17 protein-coding genes and 1 pseudogene are annotated in these 18771 nt (G+C 71.6%); 7 read left to right on the top strand and 11 right to left on the bottom strand.

Annotation, left to right across the window (positions count from 1 at the left end; all coding sequences use genetic code 11):
- Positions 1–2 precede the first annotated feature (2 nt).
- From iolD to iolC, 4 genes are read right to left on the bottom strand one after another with little or no spacing between them, the layout of a single operon-like run.
- On the bottom strand, positions 3–1880 hold the full coding sequence (iolD, locus tag ACQF4J_RS09170) for a 3D-(3,5/4)-trihydroxycyclohexane-1,2-dione acylhydrolase (decyclizing) (protein ID WP_427165438.1): 1878 nt from the start codon (positions 1878–1880) through the stop codon (positions 3–5).
- On the bottom strand, positions 1880–2794 hold the full coding sequence (iolB, locus tag ACQF4J_RS09165; RefSeq protein WP_427165437.1) for a 5-deoxy-glucuronate isomerase: 915 nt from the start codon (positions 2792–2794) through the stop codon (positions 1880–1882). Before iolB ends, iolD begins: the two co-directional genes overlap by 1 nt.
- A 16-nt stretch (positions 2795–2810) precedes the next feature.
- Complete coding sequence (locus ACQF4J_RS09160) at positions 2811–3692, bottom strand: Cgl0159 family (beta/alpha)8-fold protein (protein WP_351576690.1); 882 nt, start codon at positions 3690–3692, stop codon at positions 2811–2813.
- An 11-nt stretch (positions 3693–3703) separates the two neighbouring features.
- Positions 3704–4678, bottom strand: a complete 975-nt coding sequence (gene iolC, locus ACQF4J_RS09155; protein WP_351576687.1) for a 5-dehydro-2-deoxygluconokinase — start codon at positions 4676–4678, stop codon at positions 3704–3706.
- Positions 4679–4967: 289 nt separating this feature from the next.
- Here iolC and ACQF4J_RS09150 point away from each other — a divergent pair, with 289 nt between their 5' ends.
- The 5 genes and pseudogenes from ACQF4J_RS09150 to ACQF4J_RS09130 all read left to right on the top strand — a co-directional run bounded on the left by ACQF4J_RS09150 (position 4968) and on the right by ACQF4J_RS09130 (position 9912).
- The gene (locus ACQF4J_RS09150; protein ID WP_351576684.1) at positions 4968–5987 is read left to right on the top strand and encodes a sugar ABC transporter substrate-binding protein; all 1020 of its coding nucleotides are present in this window, start codon (positions 4968–4970) and stop codon (positions 5985–5987) included.
- A complete protein-coding gene (locus ACQF4J_RS09145) occupies positions 5987–7063 on the top strand; it encodes an ABC transporter permease (RefSeq protein WP_351576681.1) in 1077 nt (358 codons plus the stop codon). Before ACQF4J_RS09150 ends, ACQF4J_RS09145 begins: the two co-directional genes overlap by 1 nt.
- Before the next feature lie 4 nt (positions 7064–7067).
- Positions 7068–7973, top strand: a pseudogene (locus ACQF4J_RS09140) (ATP-binding cassette domain-containing protein); the annotation flags it as partial.
- Between the two features lie 12 nt (positions 7974–7985).
- Positions 7986–8867: a sugar phosphate isomerase/epimerase family protein gene (locus ACQF4J_RS09135; RefSeq protein WP_427168577.1), complete on the top strand. Its 882-nt coding sequence runs from the start codon at positions 7986–7988 to the stop codon at positions 8865–8867.
- Positions 8868–8886: 19 nt separating this feature from the next.
- Positions 8887–9912 carry a Gfo/Idh/MocA family protein gene (locus ACQF4J_RS09130; RefSeq protein ID WP_351576667.1) on the top strand — a complete coding sequence of 342 codons (1026 nt, stop codon included), beginning with the start codon at positions 8887–8889 and terminating at the stop codon, positions 9910–9912.
- On the opposite strand, the gene ACQF4J_RS09125 is transcribed toward ACQF4J_RS09130, so the two are convergent.
- From ACQF4J_RS09125 to ACQF4J_RS09100, 6 genes are all read right to left on the bottom strand, one after another.
- Positions 9905–10348 carry a GNAT family N-acetyltransferase gene (locus tag ACQF4J_RS09125; RefSeq protein ID WP_351803838.1) on the bottom strand — a complete coding sequence of 148 codons (444 nt, stop codon included), beginning with the start codon at positions 10346–10348 and terminating at the stop codon, positions 9905–9907. The genes ACQF4J_RS09130 and ACQF4J_RS09125 overlap by 8 nt on opposite strands.
- Before the next feature lies 1 nt (position 10349).
- Positions 10350–11372, bottom strand: a complete 1023-nt coding sequence (locus ACQF4J_RS09120; RefSeq protein WP_351576661.1) for a Gfo/Idh/MocA family protein — start codon at positions 11370–11372, stop codon at positions 10350–10352.
- 28 nt (positions 11373–11400) lie between these two features.
- Positions 11401–12711: a protoporphyrinogen/coproporphyrinogen oxidase gene (locus ACQF4J_RS09115; protein WP_351803839.1), complete on the bottom strand. Its 1311-nt coding sequence runs from the start codon at positions 12709–12711 to the stop codon at positions 11401–11403.
- A gap of 125 nt (positions 12712–12836) precedes the next feature.
- Positions 12837–13841, bottom strand: a complete 1005-nt coding sequence (locus ACQF4J_RS09110) for a Gfo/Idh/MocA family protein (protein WP_351576656.1) — start codon at positions 13839–13841, stop codon at positions 12837–12839.
- A gap of 47 nt (positions 13842–13888) precedes the next feature.
- Positions 13889–14665 carry an SDR family oxidoreductase gene (locus ACQF4J_RS09105; RefSeq protein WP_351576653.1) on the bottom strand — a complete coding sequence of 259 codons (777 nt, stop codon included), beginning with the start codon at positions 14663–14665 and terminating at the stop codon, positions 13889–13891.
- Positions 14666–14682: 17 nt separating this feature from the next.
- Positions 14683–15849, bottom strand: coding sequence for a phytanoyl-CoA dioxygenase family protein (locus ACQF4J_RS09100; protein WP_351576650.1), 1167 nt, complete (start codon positions 15847–15849; stop codon positions 14683–14685).
- 107 nt (positions 15850–15956) lie between these two features.
- On the opposite strand from ACQF4J_RS09100, the gene ACQF4J_RS09095 reads away from it, so the two are divergent.
- Both ACQF4J_RS09095 and ACQF4J_RS09090 read left to right on the top strand, forming a co-directional pair.
- A complete protein-coding gene (locus tag ACQF4J_RS09095; RefSeq protein ID WP_351803840.1) occupies positions 15957–16988 on the top strand; it encodes a LacI family DNA-binding transcriptional regulator in 1032 nt (343 codons plus the stop codon).
- Positions 16989–16999: 11 nt separating this feature from the next.
- A complete protein-coding gene (locus ACQF4J_RS09090; protein ID WP_351576645.1) occupies positions 17000–17608 on the top strand; it encodes a poly-gamma-glutamate hydrolase family protein in 609 nt (202 codons plus the stop codon).
- Here the strand turns inward: ACQF4J_RS09090 and ACQF4J_RS09085 are convergent.
- Positions 17592–18749, bottom strand: a complete 1158-nt coding sequence (locus ACQF4J_RS09085) for a Gfo/Idh/MocA family protein (protein WP_427165436.1) — start codon at positions 18747–18749, stop codon at positions 17592–17594. The genes ACQF4J_RS09090 and ACQF4J_RS09085 overlap by 17 nt on opposite strands.
- Positions 18750–18771: the final 22 nt, after the last annotated feature.

Genomic DNA, 18771 nt, shown 5'->3' with positions numbered 1-18771 from the left:
GTTCAGAGGTGGTGGCGGCGGTCGGCGACCTGGCGGTCGTACTCCGCGCGGGCCCGTACGGCGGCCTCGCGGGTGGCGGTCTCGGCGACCGGGACGTCCCACCAGGCCTCGGCCGGGGGAGCGGCCGGGCCGGCGGTGTCGGTCTCGACGTAGACACAGGTCGGGCGGTCGGAGGCGCGGGCCGCGGCGAGCGCCTCGCGCAGTTCGCGGACCGTCTTGGCCCGCAGGACGTCCATGCCGAGGCTGCCCGCGTTGGCGGCCAGGTCGACGGGGAGCGGGGCGCCGGAGAAGGTGCCGTCGGCGGCCCGGTAGCGGTAGGCCGTGCCGAAGCGCTCGCCGCCGACCGTCTCGGACAGGCCGCCGATGGAGGCGTAGCCGTGGTTCTGGATGAGGACGAGGTTGACCGGCAGGCCCTCCTGGACGGCGGTGACGATCTCGGTCGGCATCATCAGATAGGTGCCGTCGCCGACCAGGGACCAGACAGGGGTGCCCGGCGCGGCCTGCTGGACGCCGATGCCCGCCGGGATCTCGTAGCCCATGCAGGAGTATCCGTACTCCAGGTGGTACTGGCGGGGGCTGCGGGCCCGCCAGAGCTTGTGCAGGTCGCCGGGGAGCGAGCCGGCCGCGTTGATCACCACGTCCTCGTCGCCGACCACCGCGTCCAGGGCGCCGAGGACCTGGATCTGGGTGGGGACGGCGTTCTCGTCGGCGGCCGTGTAAGCGGCGTCGACGACCTGTTCCCAGCGTTCCTTGCCTTCACGGTACGCCGCCTCGTGAACCGCGTTCACACGGTGCTCCGCGAGCGCCTCGGTCAACGCTGTGAGCCCGGCGCGCGCGTCGCACACCAGTGTCCGCGCGGACAGCTTGTGCGCGTCGAACGCCGTGATGTTGAGGTTGACGAACCGCACGTCCGGGTTCTTGAAGAGCGTGCCGGAAGCGGTCGTGAAGTCCGTGTAGCGGGTGCCGACGCCGATCACCAGGTCGGCCGTGCGCGCGATGTCGTCGCTGACCGCCGTGCCGGTGTGCCCGATGCCGCCGAGGTCGGCCGGGTGGTCGTGGCGCAGCGAGCCCTTGCCTGCCTGCGTCGAGGCGACCGGGATGCCGGTGGCCTCCACCAGCGCCTTGAGCGCCTCCTCGGCCTGGCTGTGGTGGACGCCGCCGCCCGCGACGATCAGCGGACGCTCGGCGGCCCGGATCGCCGCCGCCGCCTCCGCCAGCTCGTAGGGGTCGGGCGCGGGGCGCCTTACGTGCCACACGCGCTCGGCGAAGAACTCCTCCGGCCAGTCGTGGGCCTCGGCCTGGACGTCCTGGGGGAGGGCGAGGGTGACCGCGCCGGTCTCCGCCGGGTCCGCGAGCACCCGCATCGCGTTCAGCGCCGACGGGATCAGGGCTTCGGGACGCGTGACCCGGTCGAAGTAGCGCGACACCGGGCGCAGGGTGTCGTTGACGGACACGTCCGCCTCGGTGGGGTGCTCCAGCTGCTGCAGCAGCGGGTCCGGGGCGTGCGAGGCGAAGTAGTCACCGGGCAGCAGCAGGACCGGCAGCCGGTTGATGGTGGCCAGGGCGGCTCCGGTGACCAGGTTGGTGGCGCCGGGCCCGATGGACGTCGTCACCGCCTGCGCGGAGAGCCGGTTGAGCTGGCGGGCGTGGCCGACGGCCGCGTGCACCATGGACTGCTCGTTGCGGCCCTGGTGGTAGGGCATGGTGTCCTCGCCCGCCTCCAGCAGGGCCTGGCCGAGGCCGGCGACGTTGCCGTGGCCGAAGATGCCCCAGGTGCCCGCGATCAGCCGGTGGCGTACGCCGTCGCGCTCGGTGTACTGCGCGGACAGGAAGCGCACCAGGGCCTGGGCGACGGTCAGGCGGCGGGTGGGGGTGCTCATCAGGACTTCTCCGGGGCCGTGTAAAGGGGGAGGCGGGCGTCGACCGGTTGGTCGGGCCAACTGTCGCGGACCCAGGCGTGATCGGGGTGGTCGCAGATCAGCCAGGCGCGCTCGGGCTCGGGGCCCGCCATGACGTTGAGGTAGTACATGTGGTGGCCGGGCACGGCCATGGAGGGCCCGTGCCAGCCGTCGGGGATCAACACCACGTCCCCGTCGCGCACTTCGGCCAGGACGTCGGTGTTGCGTCCGTGGCCCGAGGGCGACACGCGCTGGTAGCCGAGGCCCGGGACGCCGTCGTGGGCGGCGAACTCGAAGTAGTAGATCTCCTCCAGGACGGACTCCTCGCCGGGGCGGTGCTCGTCGTGCTTGTGCGGTGGGAAGGACGACCAGTTGCCGCCCGGGGTGATCACCTCGACGGCGATGAGCTTGTCGCACTCGAAACCCTGTCCATCAGAGCCTCCGGCGCGGGCGGCTGCCCCGAAGTTGTTGACCTGGCGCGAGGAGCTGCCGGTGCCGCGCAGCTCCACGGGGACGGCGGAGGCCGGTCCGTAGCGGGCGGGCAGCCTGCGGGTGCAGCGCGCCCCGGTGAGCGCGAACCGCCCGCCGCCGGCCGACGACACCGTCGTACGGGCGTCGCGCGGCGCGTAGGCGAAGTCGCTGACCGCGCCGAACACGCTCGCGCGGCCGGTGAGTTCGAAGGTGTCGTGGCCGAAGTCGTCGGCGACGGCGACCGTGCAGGCGCCGCTGAGCGGCAGCACGATCCACTCGCTCTCACCGGTGTCGAAGGTGTGCGTGCCGCCCGGCGGCAGCTGAAGCACGCGCAGGCTGGAGTGGCCCCAGCCGGCCTTCTCCGGCGTGACGTCGACGGCGTAGGGGCCGTCGGCGGCCTTGCCCGCGGGCAGGTGGTACGTCATGCGGCACTCCTCCTTGTCACAGCAGACCGACGGCCGTGTCCACGGCGGTCTCCACGCTGCCCCCGGCCGGGTAGAGCAGCGAGCGGCCCACGACCAGGCCCGTCACGGTGGGCAGTCGCAGGGCCTTGCGCCAGCGCTCGTAGGCGCCCTCCTGGTCGTCGCCGACCTCGCCGCCCAGCAGGACGGCCGGCAGCGTGGAGGTCTCCAGGACCTCGCCCATGGCGTCGGGGTCGTCGGTGACCGGCAGCTTCAGCCAGGTGTAGGCGGAAGTGCCGCCCAGGCCCGCGGTGATCGCGATCGACCTGGTGACCGCCTCGGCGGACAGGTCGTTGCGGACCCGGCCGTCGACTCGGCGGGAGATGAACGGCTCGACGAAGACGGGCAGCCGGTGCTCGGCGCACTCGTCGACCGCGCGGGCCGTGGCCTCGAGGGTGTTGAGCGAGCCGGCGTCGGCGTAGTCGATACGCGTGAGGGTCTTGCCGGCGTCGAAGCGGAAGCGGGCGATGTCCCGGGCGCGGTAGCCGGTGAAGCGGTCGTCCAGCTCGAAGGAGGCGCCCGCCAGGCCGCCGCGGTTCATCGAGCACATGACGACCTTGTTCTCCAGCGCCCCGAGCAGCAGCAGGTCCTCCAGCACGTCCGCGGTGCCGAGCACCCCGTCCACTCCCGGCCGGGACAGCGCGACGCACAGGCGCTCCAGCAGGTCGGCGCGGTTGGCCATGGCGAGCCCACGGCCGCCGACGCCGAGCGCGCCGCGCGCCGGGTGGTCGGCCGCCACGATCATCAGACGGCCGCCGTCGCCGAGGAGCGGGCGGCGAGAGCGCCGGGCCGCGGCTTCGGCGACGGCCTCGGGACGCTGGGCGCGGACCGAGACGAGGTCGGGGATGCTGAGGGGCGACAAAGGGGCTCCGTTCAGGAAGTGGCGCGGGAAGTGGCGTGGGCCAGGAGGTCCTCGACCTCGGCCTCGGTGGGCATCGCGGAGGAACAGGCGAGACGCGAGGCGACGAGGGCTCCGGCCGCGTTGGCGTACCGCATGATTTCGGCCAAATCCCAGCCGGACAGCAGGCCGTGCACCAGCGAGCCGCCGAAGGCGTCGCCCGCGCCGAGGCCGTTGACCACCTCGACCGGCACCGGCGGGACCTGCGCGGTGGTGCCGTCGCGGTGCACGGCGAGCACGCCCTTGGGGCCCTGCTTGACGACAGCGAGTTCGACGCCCGCCGCGAGCAGTGCGTCGGCGCAGGCCCGGGGCTCGCGGACGCCGGTGGCGATCTCGCACTCGTCGAGGTTGCCGACCGCGACCGTCGCGTGCCGCAGGGCCTCCGCGTAGTACGGGCGGGCCTCCTCCGGGTCCCGCCAGAACATGGGGCGCCAGTCGAGGTCGAAGACCGTGGTGCCGGCCCGGCCACGGGCCTTGAGGGCGGCGAGCGTCGCGGAACGGCTGGGCTCCTGGCTCAGTCCGGTGCCGGTGATCCAGAAGACCCGGGTCGCCCGGATGGCGAAGTAGTCCAGACCCTCGGAGTGTATCTCCAGGTCAGGAGCCTTAGGCTGCCGGTAGAAGTACAGAGGGAAGTCGTCCGGAGGGAAGATCTCGCAGAACGTCACCGGTGTCGGGTACGCGGCGACGGGCGTGACCCAGCGGTCGTCGACGCCGAACTCCTTGAGCGCCTGGTGCAGGTAGGCGCCGAAGGGGTCGTCTCCCGTGCGGGTGATCACCGCGGTGTTCCGGCCGAGCCGGGCCGCGGCGACGGCCACGTTCGCGGCGGAGCCGCCCAGGAACTTGCCGAAGGTCTCCACCTGGGCCAGGGCGACGCCGGACTGGAGAGGGTAGAGGTCGACGCCGATGCGGCCCATGGTGATCAAGTCGAAGGTCGGGGCTGACTCGGCCATGCGTGGATCTCCTTGGGCTGGGGTGCGGATCCCAGTGGGGCTGCCGCCTCCCAGGTGTAGGCCTCCACCGGCTGCCCTGTCAATACTTTGTACTTACATTCGGACCTGATCGTGAAATGATGTCTTAACAAAGTATTGACAGCGGGCGCGGGCGGGGGTTTGATCCCGTCCCAGCGCAACAGGCCGCGTTTGCCGTAAACGACTCGGACATGCCAAGATCCCGGGCCCTGGATCATCGATGATCCCTTTCTCCCTTTCCCCCGCGAAGCACAGTGAGGTGCCAGGAAAGATGGACCGTTCTTCTCACCCCCGCTCCCGCAGACTCGTCCCCGTTGTCGCGGTGGCTGCGGCGGCTGCCCTGACCCTCGCCGGCTGCTCCAGCAGTTCCGGGGGCAAGAAGTCCGAGGAAGGCGGCGCCAACGCGTCCGCCGGGAAGGCCACCACGCCCCGTATGACCGTCGCGCTGGTCACGCACCAGTCGGCCGGCGACACCTTCTGGGACATCGTCCGCAAGGGCGCCGAGGCGGCCGCCGCCAAGGACAACATCAAGCTGGTGTACTCCAACGACCCGAACGCGGGCAACCAGGCCAACCTGGTGCAGAACGCGATCGACCAGAAGGTCGACGGCATCGCCGTCACCCTCGCCAAGCCCGACGCGATGAAGGACGTCGTCGCCAAGGCCAAGTCCGCCGGCATACCCGTCGTGGGCCTCAACTCCGGTCTGAGCGACTGGAAGAAGCTCGGCCTGATGGAGTTCTTCGGCCAGGACGAGACGGTGGCCGGCGAGGCCTTCGGCAAGAAGCTGAACGACCTCGGCGCCAAGCACACCGTCTGTGTCATCCAGGAGCAGGGCAACGTCGGCCTGACCCAGCGCTGTGACGGCGTGAAGAAGACCTTCTCCGGCAAGACCGACGTCCTCTACGTCAACGGCACTGACATGCCGTCGGTGAAGTCGACGATCACCGCCAAGCTCAAGCAGGACTCCTCCATCGACTACGTCGCGACCCTCGGCGCCCCCTTCGCGCTGACCGCGGTCCAGTCGGTCTCGGACGCCGGCAGCAAGGCGAAGATCGCCACCTTCGACCTCAACAAGGACCTGACGACGGCCATCAGCAAGGGCACGATCCAGTTCGCGGTGGACCAGCAGCCGTACCTGCAGGGCTACCTGGCGATCGACTCGCTGTGGCTGTACAAGAACAACGGCAACTACAGCGGCGGTGGCGAGCAGCCCGTGCTGACCGGCCCGGCCTTCGTCGACAAGACCAACGTCGAGCAGATCGCCAAGTACGCCGCCAACGGAACCCGGTGATGAGCATGACCCAGCACGCCGAGCCGGCGGTGGAGACACCGCCGGCCCCCGGCCCCCAGCAGACCGACGGGCGCACCGCCGAACGGCCCCTGATCCTGCGGCTGTTGGCCCGCCCGGAGGTCGGCGTATTCCTCGGCGCCGCCGCGGTGTACGTGTTCTTCCTGATCGCCGCCCCGCCGGTGCGGGACGGCGGCTCGATGGCCACGATCCTGTACCAGTCGTCCACCATCGGCATCATGACGCTGCCCGTCGCGCTGCTCATGATCGGCGGCGAGTTCGACCTCTCCGCCGGTGTCGCGGTCATCACCTCCGCGCTGACCGCGAGCATGCTCGCCTACCAGCTGTCCATGAACGTGTGGGTCGGCGTCGTCGCCGCGCTCGTGGTGTCCCTGGCGATCGGCTTCTTCAACGGCTGGATGGTCGTCAAGACCGGCCTGCCGAGCTTCCTGGTCACCCTGGGCACGTTCCTGATCCTGCAGGGCGCCAACCTCGCGGTCACCAAGCTGGTCACCACCAACGTCGCCACCGACGACATCAGCAACATGGACGGTTTCGGCCAGGCGCGGAAGATCTTCGCGTCGTCGTTCGACATCGGCGGCGTGCAGGTGAAGATCACCGTCTTCTACTGGCTGGTCTTCGCCGCGCTGGCGACCTGGGTGCTGCTGCGCACCAAGTACGGCAACTGGATCTTCGCGGTGGGCGGGAACAAGGACTCCGCGCGGGCGGTCGGCGTGCCCGTGACGTTCACGAAGATCTCCCTGTTCATGCTGGTCGGCTTCGGCGCCTGGTTCGTGGGCATGCACCAGCTGTTCACCTTCAACACCGTGCAGTCCGGTGAGGGTGTGGGCCAGGAGCTGATCTACATCGCGGCCGCGGTGATCGGCGGCTGTCTGCTGACCGGCGGCTACGGCTCGGCGATCGGCCCGGTCTTCGGCGCGTTCATGTTCGGCATGGTCAACCAGGGCATCGTCTTCGCCGGCTGGAACCCGGACTGGTTCAAGGCCTTCCTGGGCGTGATGCTGCTCGGCGCCGTCCTGATCAATCTGTGGGTCCGCCAGTCGGCGACCAGGAGGTGACCCGATGACGAAGAACGAATCGACCACGCACGGAGCCATCCTCCCCGACACCCCCGCCCAGGGCGAGGACGGACCGATCGTCGAACTGCGCGGCGCGGGCAAGTCCTACGGCAACATCCGTGCCCTGCACGGCGTGAGCCTGTCCGTGTATCCCGGCAAGGTGACCTGCGTGCTGGGCGACAACGGCGCCGGCAAGTCCACCCTGATCAAAATCATCTCCGGTCTGCACCAGCACACCGAGGGCGACTTCCTCGTCGACGGCCGCGCGGTGCGCTTCTCCACCCCCCGCGAGGCCCTCGACAAGGGCATCGCCACCGTCTACCAGGACCTCGCCGTCGTCCCCCTGATGCCGGTCTGGCGCAACTTCTTCCTCGGCTCCGAGATCACCAAGGGCCCCTGGCCCCTGCGCCGCCTCGACATCGAGACCATGAAGAAGACCGCCGATGCCGAACTGCGCAACATGGGCATCGTCCTGGACGACCTCGAACAGCCCATCGGCACCCTCTCAGGCGGCCAGCGCCAGTGCGTCGCCATCGCCCGCGCCGTCTACTTCGGCGCCCGCGTCCTCATCCTCGACGAGCCCACCGCCGCCCTCGGCGTCAAACAGTCCGGCGTCGTGCTCAAATACATCGCCGCCGCACGGGACAAGGGCCTGGGCGTCATCTTCATCACCCACAACCCCCACCACGCCTACATGGTCGGCGACCACTTCAGCGTGCTGCGCCTGGGCACCATGGAACTCAACGCCTCCCGCGACGAGGTCAGCCTCGACGAACTGACCAACCACATGGCCGGAGGCGCCGAACTCGCCGCCCTCAAACACGAACTCGCCCAGGTCCGCGGCGTCGACGTCGAGGAACTCCCCGAAGCAGCCGACCTCACCGCCCCCGTCGGCTGCGCGGAAGGAGGCGCCCTCGACCGCATCCGCGTCGGCTCGGCCCCCGACTCGTGGGGCGTCTGGTTCCCGGACGACCCGCGGCAGGTGCCCTGGGAACGCTTCCTGGACGAGGTCGCCGAGGCCGGTTACTCGTGGATCGAGCTGGGTCCGTACGGCTATCTGCCGACCGACCCGGCCCGGCTCACCGAGGAGACCGGCAAGCGGGACCTGAAGGTGTCCGCGGGCACGGTCTTCACGGGCCTGCACCGCGGCCCCTCGGTCTGGGAGTCCACCTGGGAGCACGTCAGCCAGGTGGCCGCGCTCACCCAGGCGACGGGCGCCCGGCACCTGGTCGTCATCCCGTCCTTCTGGCGCGACGACAAGACCGCCGAGATCCTGGAACCGCCGGAGCTGACCGGCGAGCAGTGGGCGTACCTGACCAAGGGCATGGAACGGCTCGGCCACGAGGTCAAGGAGACGTACGGCCTCGACATCGTGGTGCACCCGCACGCGGACACGCACATCGACACCGAGGACCACGTCGAGCGCTTCCTCGACTCCACCGACACCGAACTGGTCAACCTCTGCCTGGACACCGGGCACTACGCCTACTGCGGCGGCGACAGCGTCAAGCTGATCGAGACCTACGGCGAGCGCATCGGCTACCTGCACCTCAAGCAGGTCGATCCGGAGATCCTGGCCGGCGTGCAGGCCGCGGGCACCCCCTTCGGGCCCGCCGTCGCCCAGGGTGTCATGTGCGAACCGCCCTCCGGAGTACCGGAGCTGGGCCCGGTCCTGGAGGCCGCGCAGCGGCTCGGCGTGGAGCTGTTCGCGATCGTCGAGCAGGACATGTACCCCTGCGAGCCGGACCGGCCGCTGCCCATCGCGGTGCGCACCCGCGCGTTCCTGAGGTCCTGCGGCGCCTGACTCCCTGGAGGGGACGACCATGGCTCAGCCCGCCACGCTGCAAGTCGCCGTCGTCGGCACCGGAAAGATGGGCGCCGACCACGTCCGCCGTATCCAGGAGGTCGTCAGCGGCGCCAGAGTCAGCGCCGTCGTGGACGTCGACGCCGAACGCGCCAAGGCCGTCGCCGCCCGCGTCGAGGGATGCACCGCCTACACCGACCCGGCGGCCGCGATGGCCGCGGCCGACGTCGACGCCGTCCTGATCGCCTCCCCGGGGCCCGCTCACGAGGCCGCCCTGCTGACGGCGTTCGAGCACGACCTGCCCGTGCTGTGCGAGAAGCCGCTCACCCCGGACGCGGCCTCCGCGCTGCGGGTCATGGAGGCCGAGCGACGCCTCGGCCGGCGACGGGTCCAGGTCGGCTTCATGCGGCGCTACGACGCCGAGTACATGAAGCTCAAGTCCCTGCTGGAGACCGGCCAGTTGGGCAGGCCCCTGATGCTCCACAACCGGCACCGCAACGTCGCCTCACCGCCCGGCTGGCGCAGCGAGATGCTGATCAACGACTCCGTCGTGCACGAGATGGACGTGACCCGCTGGCTGCTGGGCCACGAGATCACGGCCGTGACGGTGCTGCGTCCGGCGCCGTCCGCGAACGCGCCCGACCGGATGCAGGACCCCCAGTTCGTGGTCTTCGAGACCGACGGCGGCGCGATCGTCGACGTCGAGATCTTCGTCAACTGCGGCTTCGGCTACCAGGTCCAGGCCGAGGTGGTCTGCGAACGCGGCACAGCCCGCATCGGCGACGGCCACGCCATGGTCACCAACATGGCCGGCCGCTGGGGCGGCACCATCGCCCAGGACTTCGTCGAACGCTTCGCCGACGCCTACGACCGCGAGGTCCAGGCATGGGTCGACGCCACCCGCCGCGGCCAGGTCACCGGCCCGAGCGCGTGGGACGGCTACGCGGTGGCCGCGGTGTGCGAGGCGGGCGTACGGGCGCTGGAGGAGGGCGGCAGGGTGGAGGTCGAGCTGGTGGAACGGCCGGCCCTGTACGACGTCAGCTGAGCGCCCGCGAGAACACCACCCGCGGCTGCCCGGGTCCGTTGTACTCCTCCTCCACGCGCACGTCGAAGCCCAGGCTGCGGTGGAAGGCGACCGAACCCTCGTTGCCGACCGTCGTGATCGCCTTCAGCCGCACCGCTCCCTGGCGCCCGGCGGCCTCGGCGAAGGCGCCGTACAGCTCGCGTCCCAGACCGGCGCCGCGGGCGTCGTCCCGCGTCGCGATCAGGTGCACATAGCCGGTGCCGTCCGGGGTGACGAAGCCGATGAGATAGCCGAGGACGCCGTCGTCGGACCGGGCCAGCAGACAGGTCTCGCCGAACTCGTGGACCAGCGGCAGGAGATGGAGCGCCCGCAGGTCGCGCTCCCCCCAGTAGCGGGCGTGGTCGGCGAGGACCTGCCGGATGTCCGTGACCCGCGCGGGGACGATCCGGAAGTCCACCTCAGCTCCCCCCGGTGGTGCGCGGCCGCGGTTCGAAGCCCGCCGCCCGGTAGCACTCGTCGATCAGCGTCATCGTCGCCACCGCGTCGTCCGCGTCCAGCGGCACGGGCGTGCCCTGCCGCACCCGCGCCGCGAACGCCTCCAACTGGTAGGCGTACGAGGACCGGGTGCCGAGGTGCTCCGTCCGCTCACCCTCCGCCGTGCGCACCACGACACGGTCGTCGAGGTGGGGGAGGACGAAGTTCGGGGCGCTCGCCTCGCCCTTCGTGCCGATGATCCGGCAGCTCATCTCCAGCTCGTCGTACGCCATGTGACAGCGCGCGGAGCCGGTGGCGCCGCCGGGGAAGGCGAGTTCGGCGTCCAGCCACTCGTCGACCCCGGGCGCGCCCGCCCGTTCCCCGCCCCGGGCGGACACAAGGCGCGGGGCGCCGCCCGCCCAGGGCGCCAGCATCCGCAGGGCGTGCAGGCTGTAGCAGCCCAGGTCCATCACGGCACCGCCGGCCAGCGGCAGCGACCAGCGCGGGTCGGTGTCCTCGGGGGCCGGGATCGCCACCAGCGTCTCCACCCGCCGCAGGTCGCCCAGCTCGCCGCTGTCCAGGAGCTCGTGCAGGCGCCGGGTGACCGGGTGGAACAGGTAGTGGAAGCCCTCCATGAAGACCGTGCCGGCCTTCGCCGCCGCCTGTCGGACCTCGGCGGCCTCCTCGGCGTTGCTCGCCGACGGCTTCTCCGTCAGGACGTGCTTGCCGGCCGCGAGGGCGGCGAGGTTCCACGGACCGTGCAGACCGTTGGCGAGGGGGTTGTAGACCGCCTCGACCTCTGGGTCGGCGAGCAGGTCGGCGTAGGAGCCGACGACGCGCTCCACGCCGTGCCGCGCGGCGAAGGCCTCGGCGCGGGACCGGTCGCGGGCGGCCACCGCGACGAGCCGGTGACCGGCGGCGCGGGCCGGCTCGACGAGGGCGCTGTCGGTGATCCGCGCGGCGCCCAGTACGCCGATGCGCAGGGGTTCCCGGACCGGTTCGCTCATGGCTCTTCCGTTCTCCTTGGTCAATCCGTCACTGCGGGATCAGTGTGCCGTCGACCGGAGGGAAGTGGCGACGCGCGAGGTCCTGCGCGTGGGCGACGGTGCACTCGATCAGTTCGAAGGCGGGCAGGCCGCCGACGTGGTAGGTGCGGTCCCGGCCCTGCAGCGCGTCGAGCCGGTCCAGGGCGCCGCCCGCCAGGTCGGCACTGCCGAAGTGCGGCATGAACGCCCACTCGTGCCGCCCGTGCACCCCGGCCAGCCGTCCGCCGAGCCGCTCGACGTCGTCCCGTAGCCGTGCGGCGACGTCCTCGGGGCTGCCGTAGGAGTAGAAGGTCCGGATCTCGCTGCCGGGGTAGCGGTGGTGGTACGAGACGCAGTGGCCGGTCGCCGACCGGCTCGCGGTGTGGCCGTCGAGGAAGAAGAAGGCGTCCTCCGGGAGGCCCGGAGCGGTGGCCACGGTGGTGTGGTAGGCGTGGGAGCGGACCCGTCCGGCGAGGTCGCGCTCGTCCTCGGAGGCGTCCAGCACCGGCAGGATCCGGTCCAGCGGGACGGCGAGCACCAGCTCGTCGGCGTCCACGCGACCGGAGTCGGTGTCCACCCGCACCCCGTCCTCATGCCGCTCCACCGACCGCACACGGACCCCGCACCGCACGTCCTTCAGCTCCTCGGCGACCCGCTGCCACAGTCTGCCGAACCCGCCCACCACGGTGAACGCGCCCGCGTGGCCCAGCAGTTCGGGCCGAGGCGCCAACAGTCCGGTCATTTCCGCGTACTTGACGAAGTACAGCGCCGGCACGTCGTCGTCGAGATAGCCGTACCCGGCGGCCGTGTACCCGGTGCCGAAGGACTCGGCCATCGCATCGAGGCCGTGTTCGGCGATCCACTCGGAGACGGGTGCGGCCAGGGCGCGCGCCGAGTGGGCGAGCCCCGGTTCGGCGATGCGCGGGAACTCCCGCCCGCGCAGTGCCAGGTAGCGCCCGAAGGCCTCTTCACGCAGGAACGCCATGGTCTGCCGGCTCGCGGTGCCCGCCTCGACGTCGAGGACGCGGTAGCGGCTGGTGCGTTCCGTCTCCAGGTCCAGCTCGGTCACCAACTGCGCCGTCCGCTCGTAGTGGCTGGTGCAGATGTGGCCGCCGAGGTCGTAGGCGAGCCCGTCGATGTCGACGCTGCGGCACTTGCCCGCCACGGTGTCCCGCTCCTCCAGGACGGTCACCCGGTGCCCGGCGCGCTCGAGTTCCCGGGCGACCGCGAGGCCGCTCGGTCCGGCGCCCACGACCACCACGCTGCGGGGGCGGGAAGGGCCTTCGTACGGCGGGGATGTCGGCTTGTGGCCGGCGTTCATGGTCGTCGCTCCTCGGTAGGCGGGACGTGATCGCATCCCTTGGTCATACGTGGAGAGACGTGATTGTGTTCCGGGCGCCTGAGGCCGTCCGGTGCCCGGAACACGCTTTCTGGGCGGGACGCCGGTCAGCCGGCGCGGACCTCGGCGATCGTCACCGGGCGGTGCTCGTGCAGGGACAGCGTGCAGGCGTCGGCGATCCAGCCGGCCTCCAGCGCGTCGGCGATCGTGCACGGCGAGGGGATCTTGCCGGCCACGACCTCGGTGAACGCGGTGAGTTCGGCGCGGTAGGCCGCGGTGAAGCGGTCCATGAAGAAGTCGTGCGGGGTGCCCGCGGGGAAGGTCACGCCGGGCTCGACCGAACGCAGCGGCAGCTTGTCCTCCAGGCCGACGGCGATGGAGTCCGTGAAGCCGTGGATCTCCATGCGGACGTCGTAACCCCGGGCGTTGTGGCGGGAGTTGGAGACCACAGCGATGGTGCCGTCGTCGAGGGTGAGGATGGCGCCGGTGGTGTCCGCGTCGCCCGCCTCCTTGATGTAGTCGGCGCCGCGGTTGCCGCCGACCGCGTACACCTCGACCACCTCGCGGCCGGTCACCCAGCGGATGATGTCGAAGTCGTGGACGCTGCAGTCGCGGAAGATGCCGCCCGAGGCGGCGATGTACGCGGCCGGCGGCGGCGCCGGGTCCAGCGTGGTCGAGCGCACGGTGTGCAGCTTGCCCAGCTCGCCGCTCTGGACGGCCGCGCGGGCGGCGACGAAACCGGCGTCGAAGCGGCGGTTGTAGCCGATCTGGATCGGCACGTCGCTGCCCTCGACCGCCTTGAGGACCTCGACGCCCTCGGCCATGGTCCGGGCCACGGGCTTCTCGCAGAAGACGGGGATGCCGGCCTCGACGCCGGCCAGGATCAGCCCGGGGTGGGCGTCGGTCGCGGCGGCGACGACGATGCCGTCCACACCGGCGGCCAGCAGGGCCTCCGGCGAGTCCACGACCTCGCCGCCGAACCGGTCGGCGGCGCTCTTGGCGGCGTCCGCGAACGGGTCGGTGAGGACGAGCGAGTCGACCGCGTCGAGCCCGGAGAGGGTCTCGGCGTGGAAGGCGCCGATGCGGCCGAGGCCGAGGATTCCGATGCGCATGGGGGTGCAGCTCCTTGAGGGTGTTTCGGTGAGCGGTGGAGAAGAGGTCAGTCGAGGCCGCCGAGTACGTTCTGGTCCCAGTCGATCACCGATCCGGTCACCACGCCCGACCGGTCCGACAGCAGGAAGACCACGAAGTCGGCGATCTCGTCCGGCTGGCCCAGCTTGCCCATCGGCAGCCTGGCCGCGGCCTGCTCACGCCAGTCGTCCCCGGCGCCGTGGAACGCCTTCTGGGTGGCGTCCTCGCCCTCCGTGGCGGTCCAGCCGATGTTCAGGCCGTTGATGCGGACCCGGTCGAAGCGGTGGGCGTGCGCGGCGTTGCGGGTCAGGCCGATGAGACCGGCCTTGGCGGCGACGTAGGGGGCGAGGAAGGGCTGCCCGCCGTGCGCCGAGGAGGTGATGATGTTGACGACCGTGCCGGGCGCCTTGCGGGCGACCATGTCCGCGACGGCCGCCTGCATCGCGAAGAACGGCGCCTTGAGGTTGATCGCGATGTGCTGGTCGAACAGTTCGGGCGTCGTGTCCAGCAGCGTGCCCCTGGACGTCAGCCCCGCGGAGTTCACCAGGCAGTCGATCCGGCCGTACGCGGCGACGACGTCACCGACGGCCGCCTTGGCCTGCTCGGCGTCGGAAAGGTCGGCGCGGACGAACATCGCCTTGCCGCCGGCCGCCGTCAGTTCGGCCACCAGCGCCTCGCCGGGTTCCGGCCGCCGCCCGGTGACGGCCACGACCGCCCCCTCGCGGACCGCGGCCCGCGCGATGGCGGCGCCCACGCCCTGGCTGCCGCCGTTGACGAGGACGACCTTGTCGTCGAGAAGTCCCATGGATCTTCGTTGCCCTTTCAGCTCGCGCGCCGTTCACCGGCCACGCGCAGTTGGTCTCGCAGAATCCGCGCGGGCCGGGCCTCGCGCAGTGCCTGGCGCACGAGGTCCGCCTGCGAGGGCGGGGCCAGGCCGTCGACCGGCGGGTCGCTGTCGAGGTTGGTCGGGAAGGGGTAGCCCTCGGAGCTCGCGGCGATCACGTTCTCCAGCCAGGCCTCGTCGGCGCCCTCCGCCTTGCGGCGCAGCAGCACCGGGTAGACCGCGTTCGTCACCGCCTCCCGGTCCACGGTCTCCATCGCGCGGCCGAAGGCCGAGGACACCTGGAGCAGGTTGGCCGTGCGCCGCACGTCCGGGGTGCGGTTGGTCCCGGCGGCGTGGAACAGCGCCGGGTTGAAGAAGACGGCGTCGCCCTTGGTGAGCGGCAGCTGGACGTGGTGCTCCTTGAAGTACGCCTGGAACTCCGGCCGCCGCCACGCCAGATAGCCCGGCTCGTACGCCTGCGAGAACGGCAGGTACAGCGTCGGCCCCGACTCCACCGGCATGTCGCAGTGCGCCACCGCGCCCTGCAGGGTGAGCACGGGGGAGAGGCGGTGCACGTGCGCCGGGTAGGCCGCGGCTGCCTCGTCGGAGAGGAATCCGAGGTGGTAGTCGCGGTGCGGGGTCTGCGCCAGGCCGCCCGGGTTGACCACGTTGACCTGCGAGGTGACCTGGTAGCCGGGGCCGAGCCAGGCCTCGCAGACCAGGGCGAGGACGGGGTTGGCGTAGTAGTCGGCGAACGCCGTCGGGTCGTAGAGCGCGGCCTTCTCCAGCGCGTTCCACACCCGCTCGTTCGCGCCGGGCTTGGCGAAGTGGTCGCCGGCCTTCGCGCCGGACGCGTACTGCTCGCGGATCAGCGCCTCGAACACCTCGGTGAGCCGGTCGACGACCGCGGGGTCGGGGAACGCCCCCCGGAACACCACGACGCCGGGCCCGTCGGTGAGCGCCCGGACGAACTCCTCCTGGACGCCCCGGCGGCCCTCGGCGCCGAGGACGCGCTCGGCGTCGTAGAGGAGGACGTCGCGCTCCACCGAGGAGGCGTGCGGGTAGTCGGCGGGATCGACGGTCCGCTCGACGAGGGTGCGGAAGGAGTCGAGGTCGCAGTCCTGCTCGGACAGCCAGGCACGGCGGTGTACGGCGGTGAAGGACATCTGCGTCCTCTCGGTGACAGGGGCGACTCAGCGCTGCCATTCTTGTCAGTACAAACCCGTCGAACAACCGGCACGCAGCCATCAAAAACCCCTCAAGGAGCCACCGCATGGGTCACCCGTTCCCGATCCGGGAGATCGCACGTCAGGCGGGGCTGAGCGAGGCCACCGTGGACCGGGTGCTCAACGGCAGGGGAGGGGTTCGCGAGAGCACGGCGCGCGAGGTCCAGCAGGCCATAGCCGACCTGGACCGCCAGCGCACCCAGGTCCGGCTGGTCGGGCGGACCTTCATGATCGACATAGTGATGCAGACGCCCGAGCGGTTCTCCACCGCCGTGCGCGCCGCCCTGGAGACCGAGCTGCCCTCCCTGCACCCGGCCGTCGTGCGCTCCCGCTTCCACTTCCGGGAGACCGGGCCGGTGCCCGAGCTCACGGGCATCCTGGACCGCATCGGCCGGCGCGGCTCCCAGGGCGTGATCCTCAAGGCCCCGGACGTCCCGGAGATCACCGCCGCCGTCGGCCGCCTGGCCGAGGCGGGCATCCCCGTCGTCACCCTCGTCACCGACCTGCCCGCCACCGCCCGCCTCGCCTACGTCGGCATCGACAACCGAGCCGCCGGCGCGACCGCCGCGTACCTGATGGGCCAGTGGCTCGGCGACCGGCCGGGCAATGTGCTCACCAGCCTCAGCAGCGGCTTCTTCCGCAACGAGGAGGAGCGCGAGATGGGCTTCCGCAGCGCCATGCGCACCCGTCACCCCGAGCGCACGCTGGTGGAGATCGCCGAGGGCCAGGGCCTGGACGCCACCCAGTACGACCTCGTACGCGCCGCCCTCGAGCGCGACCCCGGCATCCGTGCCGTCTACTCCATCGGCGGCGGCAACATCGCCACCCTGCGCGCCTTCGAGGACCTCGGCCGCGAGTGCGCGGTGTTCGTCGCGCACGACCTCGACCACGACAACACCCGCCTGCTGCGCGAACACCGCCTCTCCGCCGTCCTCCACCACGACCTGCGCCAGGACATGCGGGAGGCCTGCCACATCGTGATGCGCGCCCACGGCGCCCTGCCGCCCGCGGGGCCCGTGCTGCCGTCCGCGATCCAGGTGGTCACCCCTTACAACATGCCTCCGCAGGCGACGAGTTGAGAGGACAGGGATTGACGAGGACGGAAGAGGTCGAGATCGAGGGCGTCCGCATGCTCGCCGCCCTCACCCCGGGCGACGGGATCGGACTGCTGGCACTGCACGGCAGCAACGAAGGCGGTACGGCCGAACTGGCCCGCTCCGTGGCCGAGTTGTGCGGCGCCACCAGCCTGGTCTTCACACAGCCGGGCGTGCCCGAGCCGGTGCACGTGCGCTCGCCGCGGATGGCGGTCGAACACTGCGCGCTGCTGCGGGAGTTCCTGTTCCGGGTGGAGCTCACGGTCTCCCTGCACGGCCACAACAGGACCGCGACACCCCGCTCGGTCTTCCTCGGCGGCGGCAACCGGCCGGCGGCGCTCCTGGTCGCCGACGGACTCGAAGGCCTGCGGCCGGAGTTCGACCCGGTCACCGACCTCGACGAGATCCCCGTGGCCCTGCGCGGCCTGCACCCGAGGAACCCGGTGAACATGACCCGCGGCGGCGGCGTCCAGGTCGAACTCCCCCTCACGGCCAGGACCGGCGGGCGGCCATGGGCGCCGGGGGTCCCGGACACCCCGCCTCGATCCGTCGTCGACGCCCTGGCCAAGGGCGTGGAGTTCCTGTCCTCTACGCCCGGACGCTGACCCAGGTGCCGCTCTCCGCGGATTCGGTCATCGCCTCCAGGGCGGCGGCGCTGTGCACGGCGTCCGCGAGGGTCGCTCCGTACGGCTTGCCCTCCGCGATCGAGCGCAGGAAGCGGTGGGCCTCGATCACCTTCAGGTCGTCGTAGCCCATGCCGTTGGCCGCGCCCGGCTGGAAGGCGCCGTACTCGCCCGCGCCCGGGCCGACGTAGACGGTGCTGACGGGCTGGTCCTGGAAGGTCGTGCCGCGGCTGACGCCCAGCTCGTTCATGCGCCGGAAGTCCCAGAAGACCGCGCCCCTGGTGCCGTGCACCTCGAAGCCGTAGTTGTTCTGCTCGCCGACCGAGACCCGGCAGGCCTCCAGCACTCCGCGGGCGCCGGAGGCGAGGCGCAGCAGACAGTTGACGTAGTCCTCGTTCTCGACCGGGCCCGGCTCGCCGCCGGTGGCGCGGGTGTGGCCGGCGGTGGCACCGGTGGGCCGGGCCCGCTCGGGGATGAACACGGCCGTGTCCGCGGTCAGCGACTCGATGTCGCCGAGCAGGAAGCGGGCCAGGTCGGCGCCGTGCGAGGCCAGGTCGCCCAGGACCCCGCTGCCGCCCCGCTCCTTCTCGTACCGCCAGGTCAGGGCGCCCTCGGGGTGGGCGGCGTAGTCGCTGAAGAGGCGGATGCGGACGTGTGTGACCGTGCCGAGCTCGCCCGAGGCGATCAGCTCGCGGGCGGCCTCCACGGCGGGGGCGTTGCGGTAGTTGAAGCCGACCGCCCCCTGCACGCCCGCCCGCGCCACCGCGTCGGCCACGGCCCGGGCGTCCGCCGCGCTCAGGCCGACCGGCTTCTCGATCCAGATGTGCTTGCCGGCCTCGGCCATGGCGACGCCGATCTCCCGGTGCAGGAAGTTCGGGGCGGTGATGGAAACGGCCCGCACCCGCGGGTCCCGGGCGACCTCGCGCCAGTCGCGAGTGGCGGAGTCGAAGCCGAACTGCGCGGCGGCCTCCTCGGCCCGGCCCGGAACGTCCTCGGCGACCGTGACCAGCCGCGGGCGCAGGCCCAGGCTCGGGTAGTGGTGCGCGACGCGGGCGTACGCCTGGGTGTGCACCCGGCCCATCCAGCCGAACCCGACGACGGCGACACCCAGCGAATCCACCATGACAGCCCCTCTTTGGACCGGT

Origin of the sequence: Streptomyces sp. C1-1 (assembly GCF_050214755.1) — a bacterium.
Classification (GTDB): Bacteria; Actinomycetota; Actinomycetes; order Streptomycetales; family Streptomycetaceae; genus Streptomyces.
The sequence above is the reverse complement of the archived record's forward strand: the minus strand, read 5'-3'. Positions and strand labels throughout refer to the sequence as shown.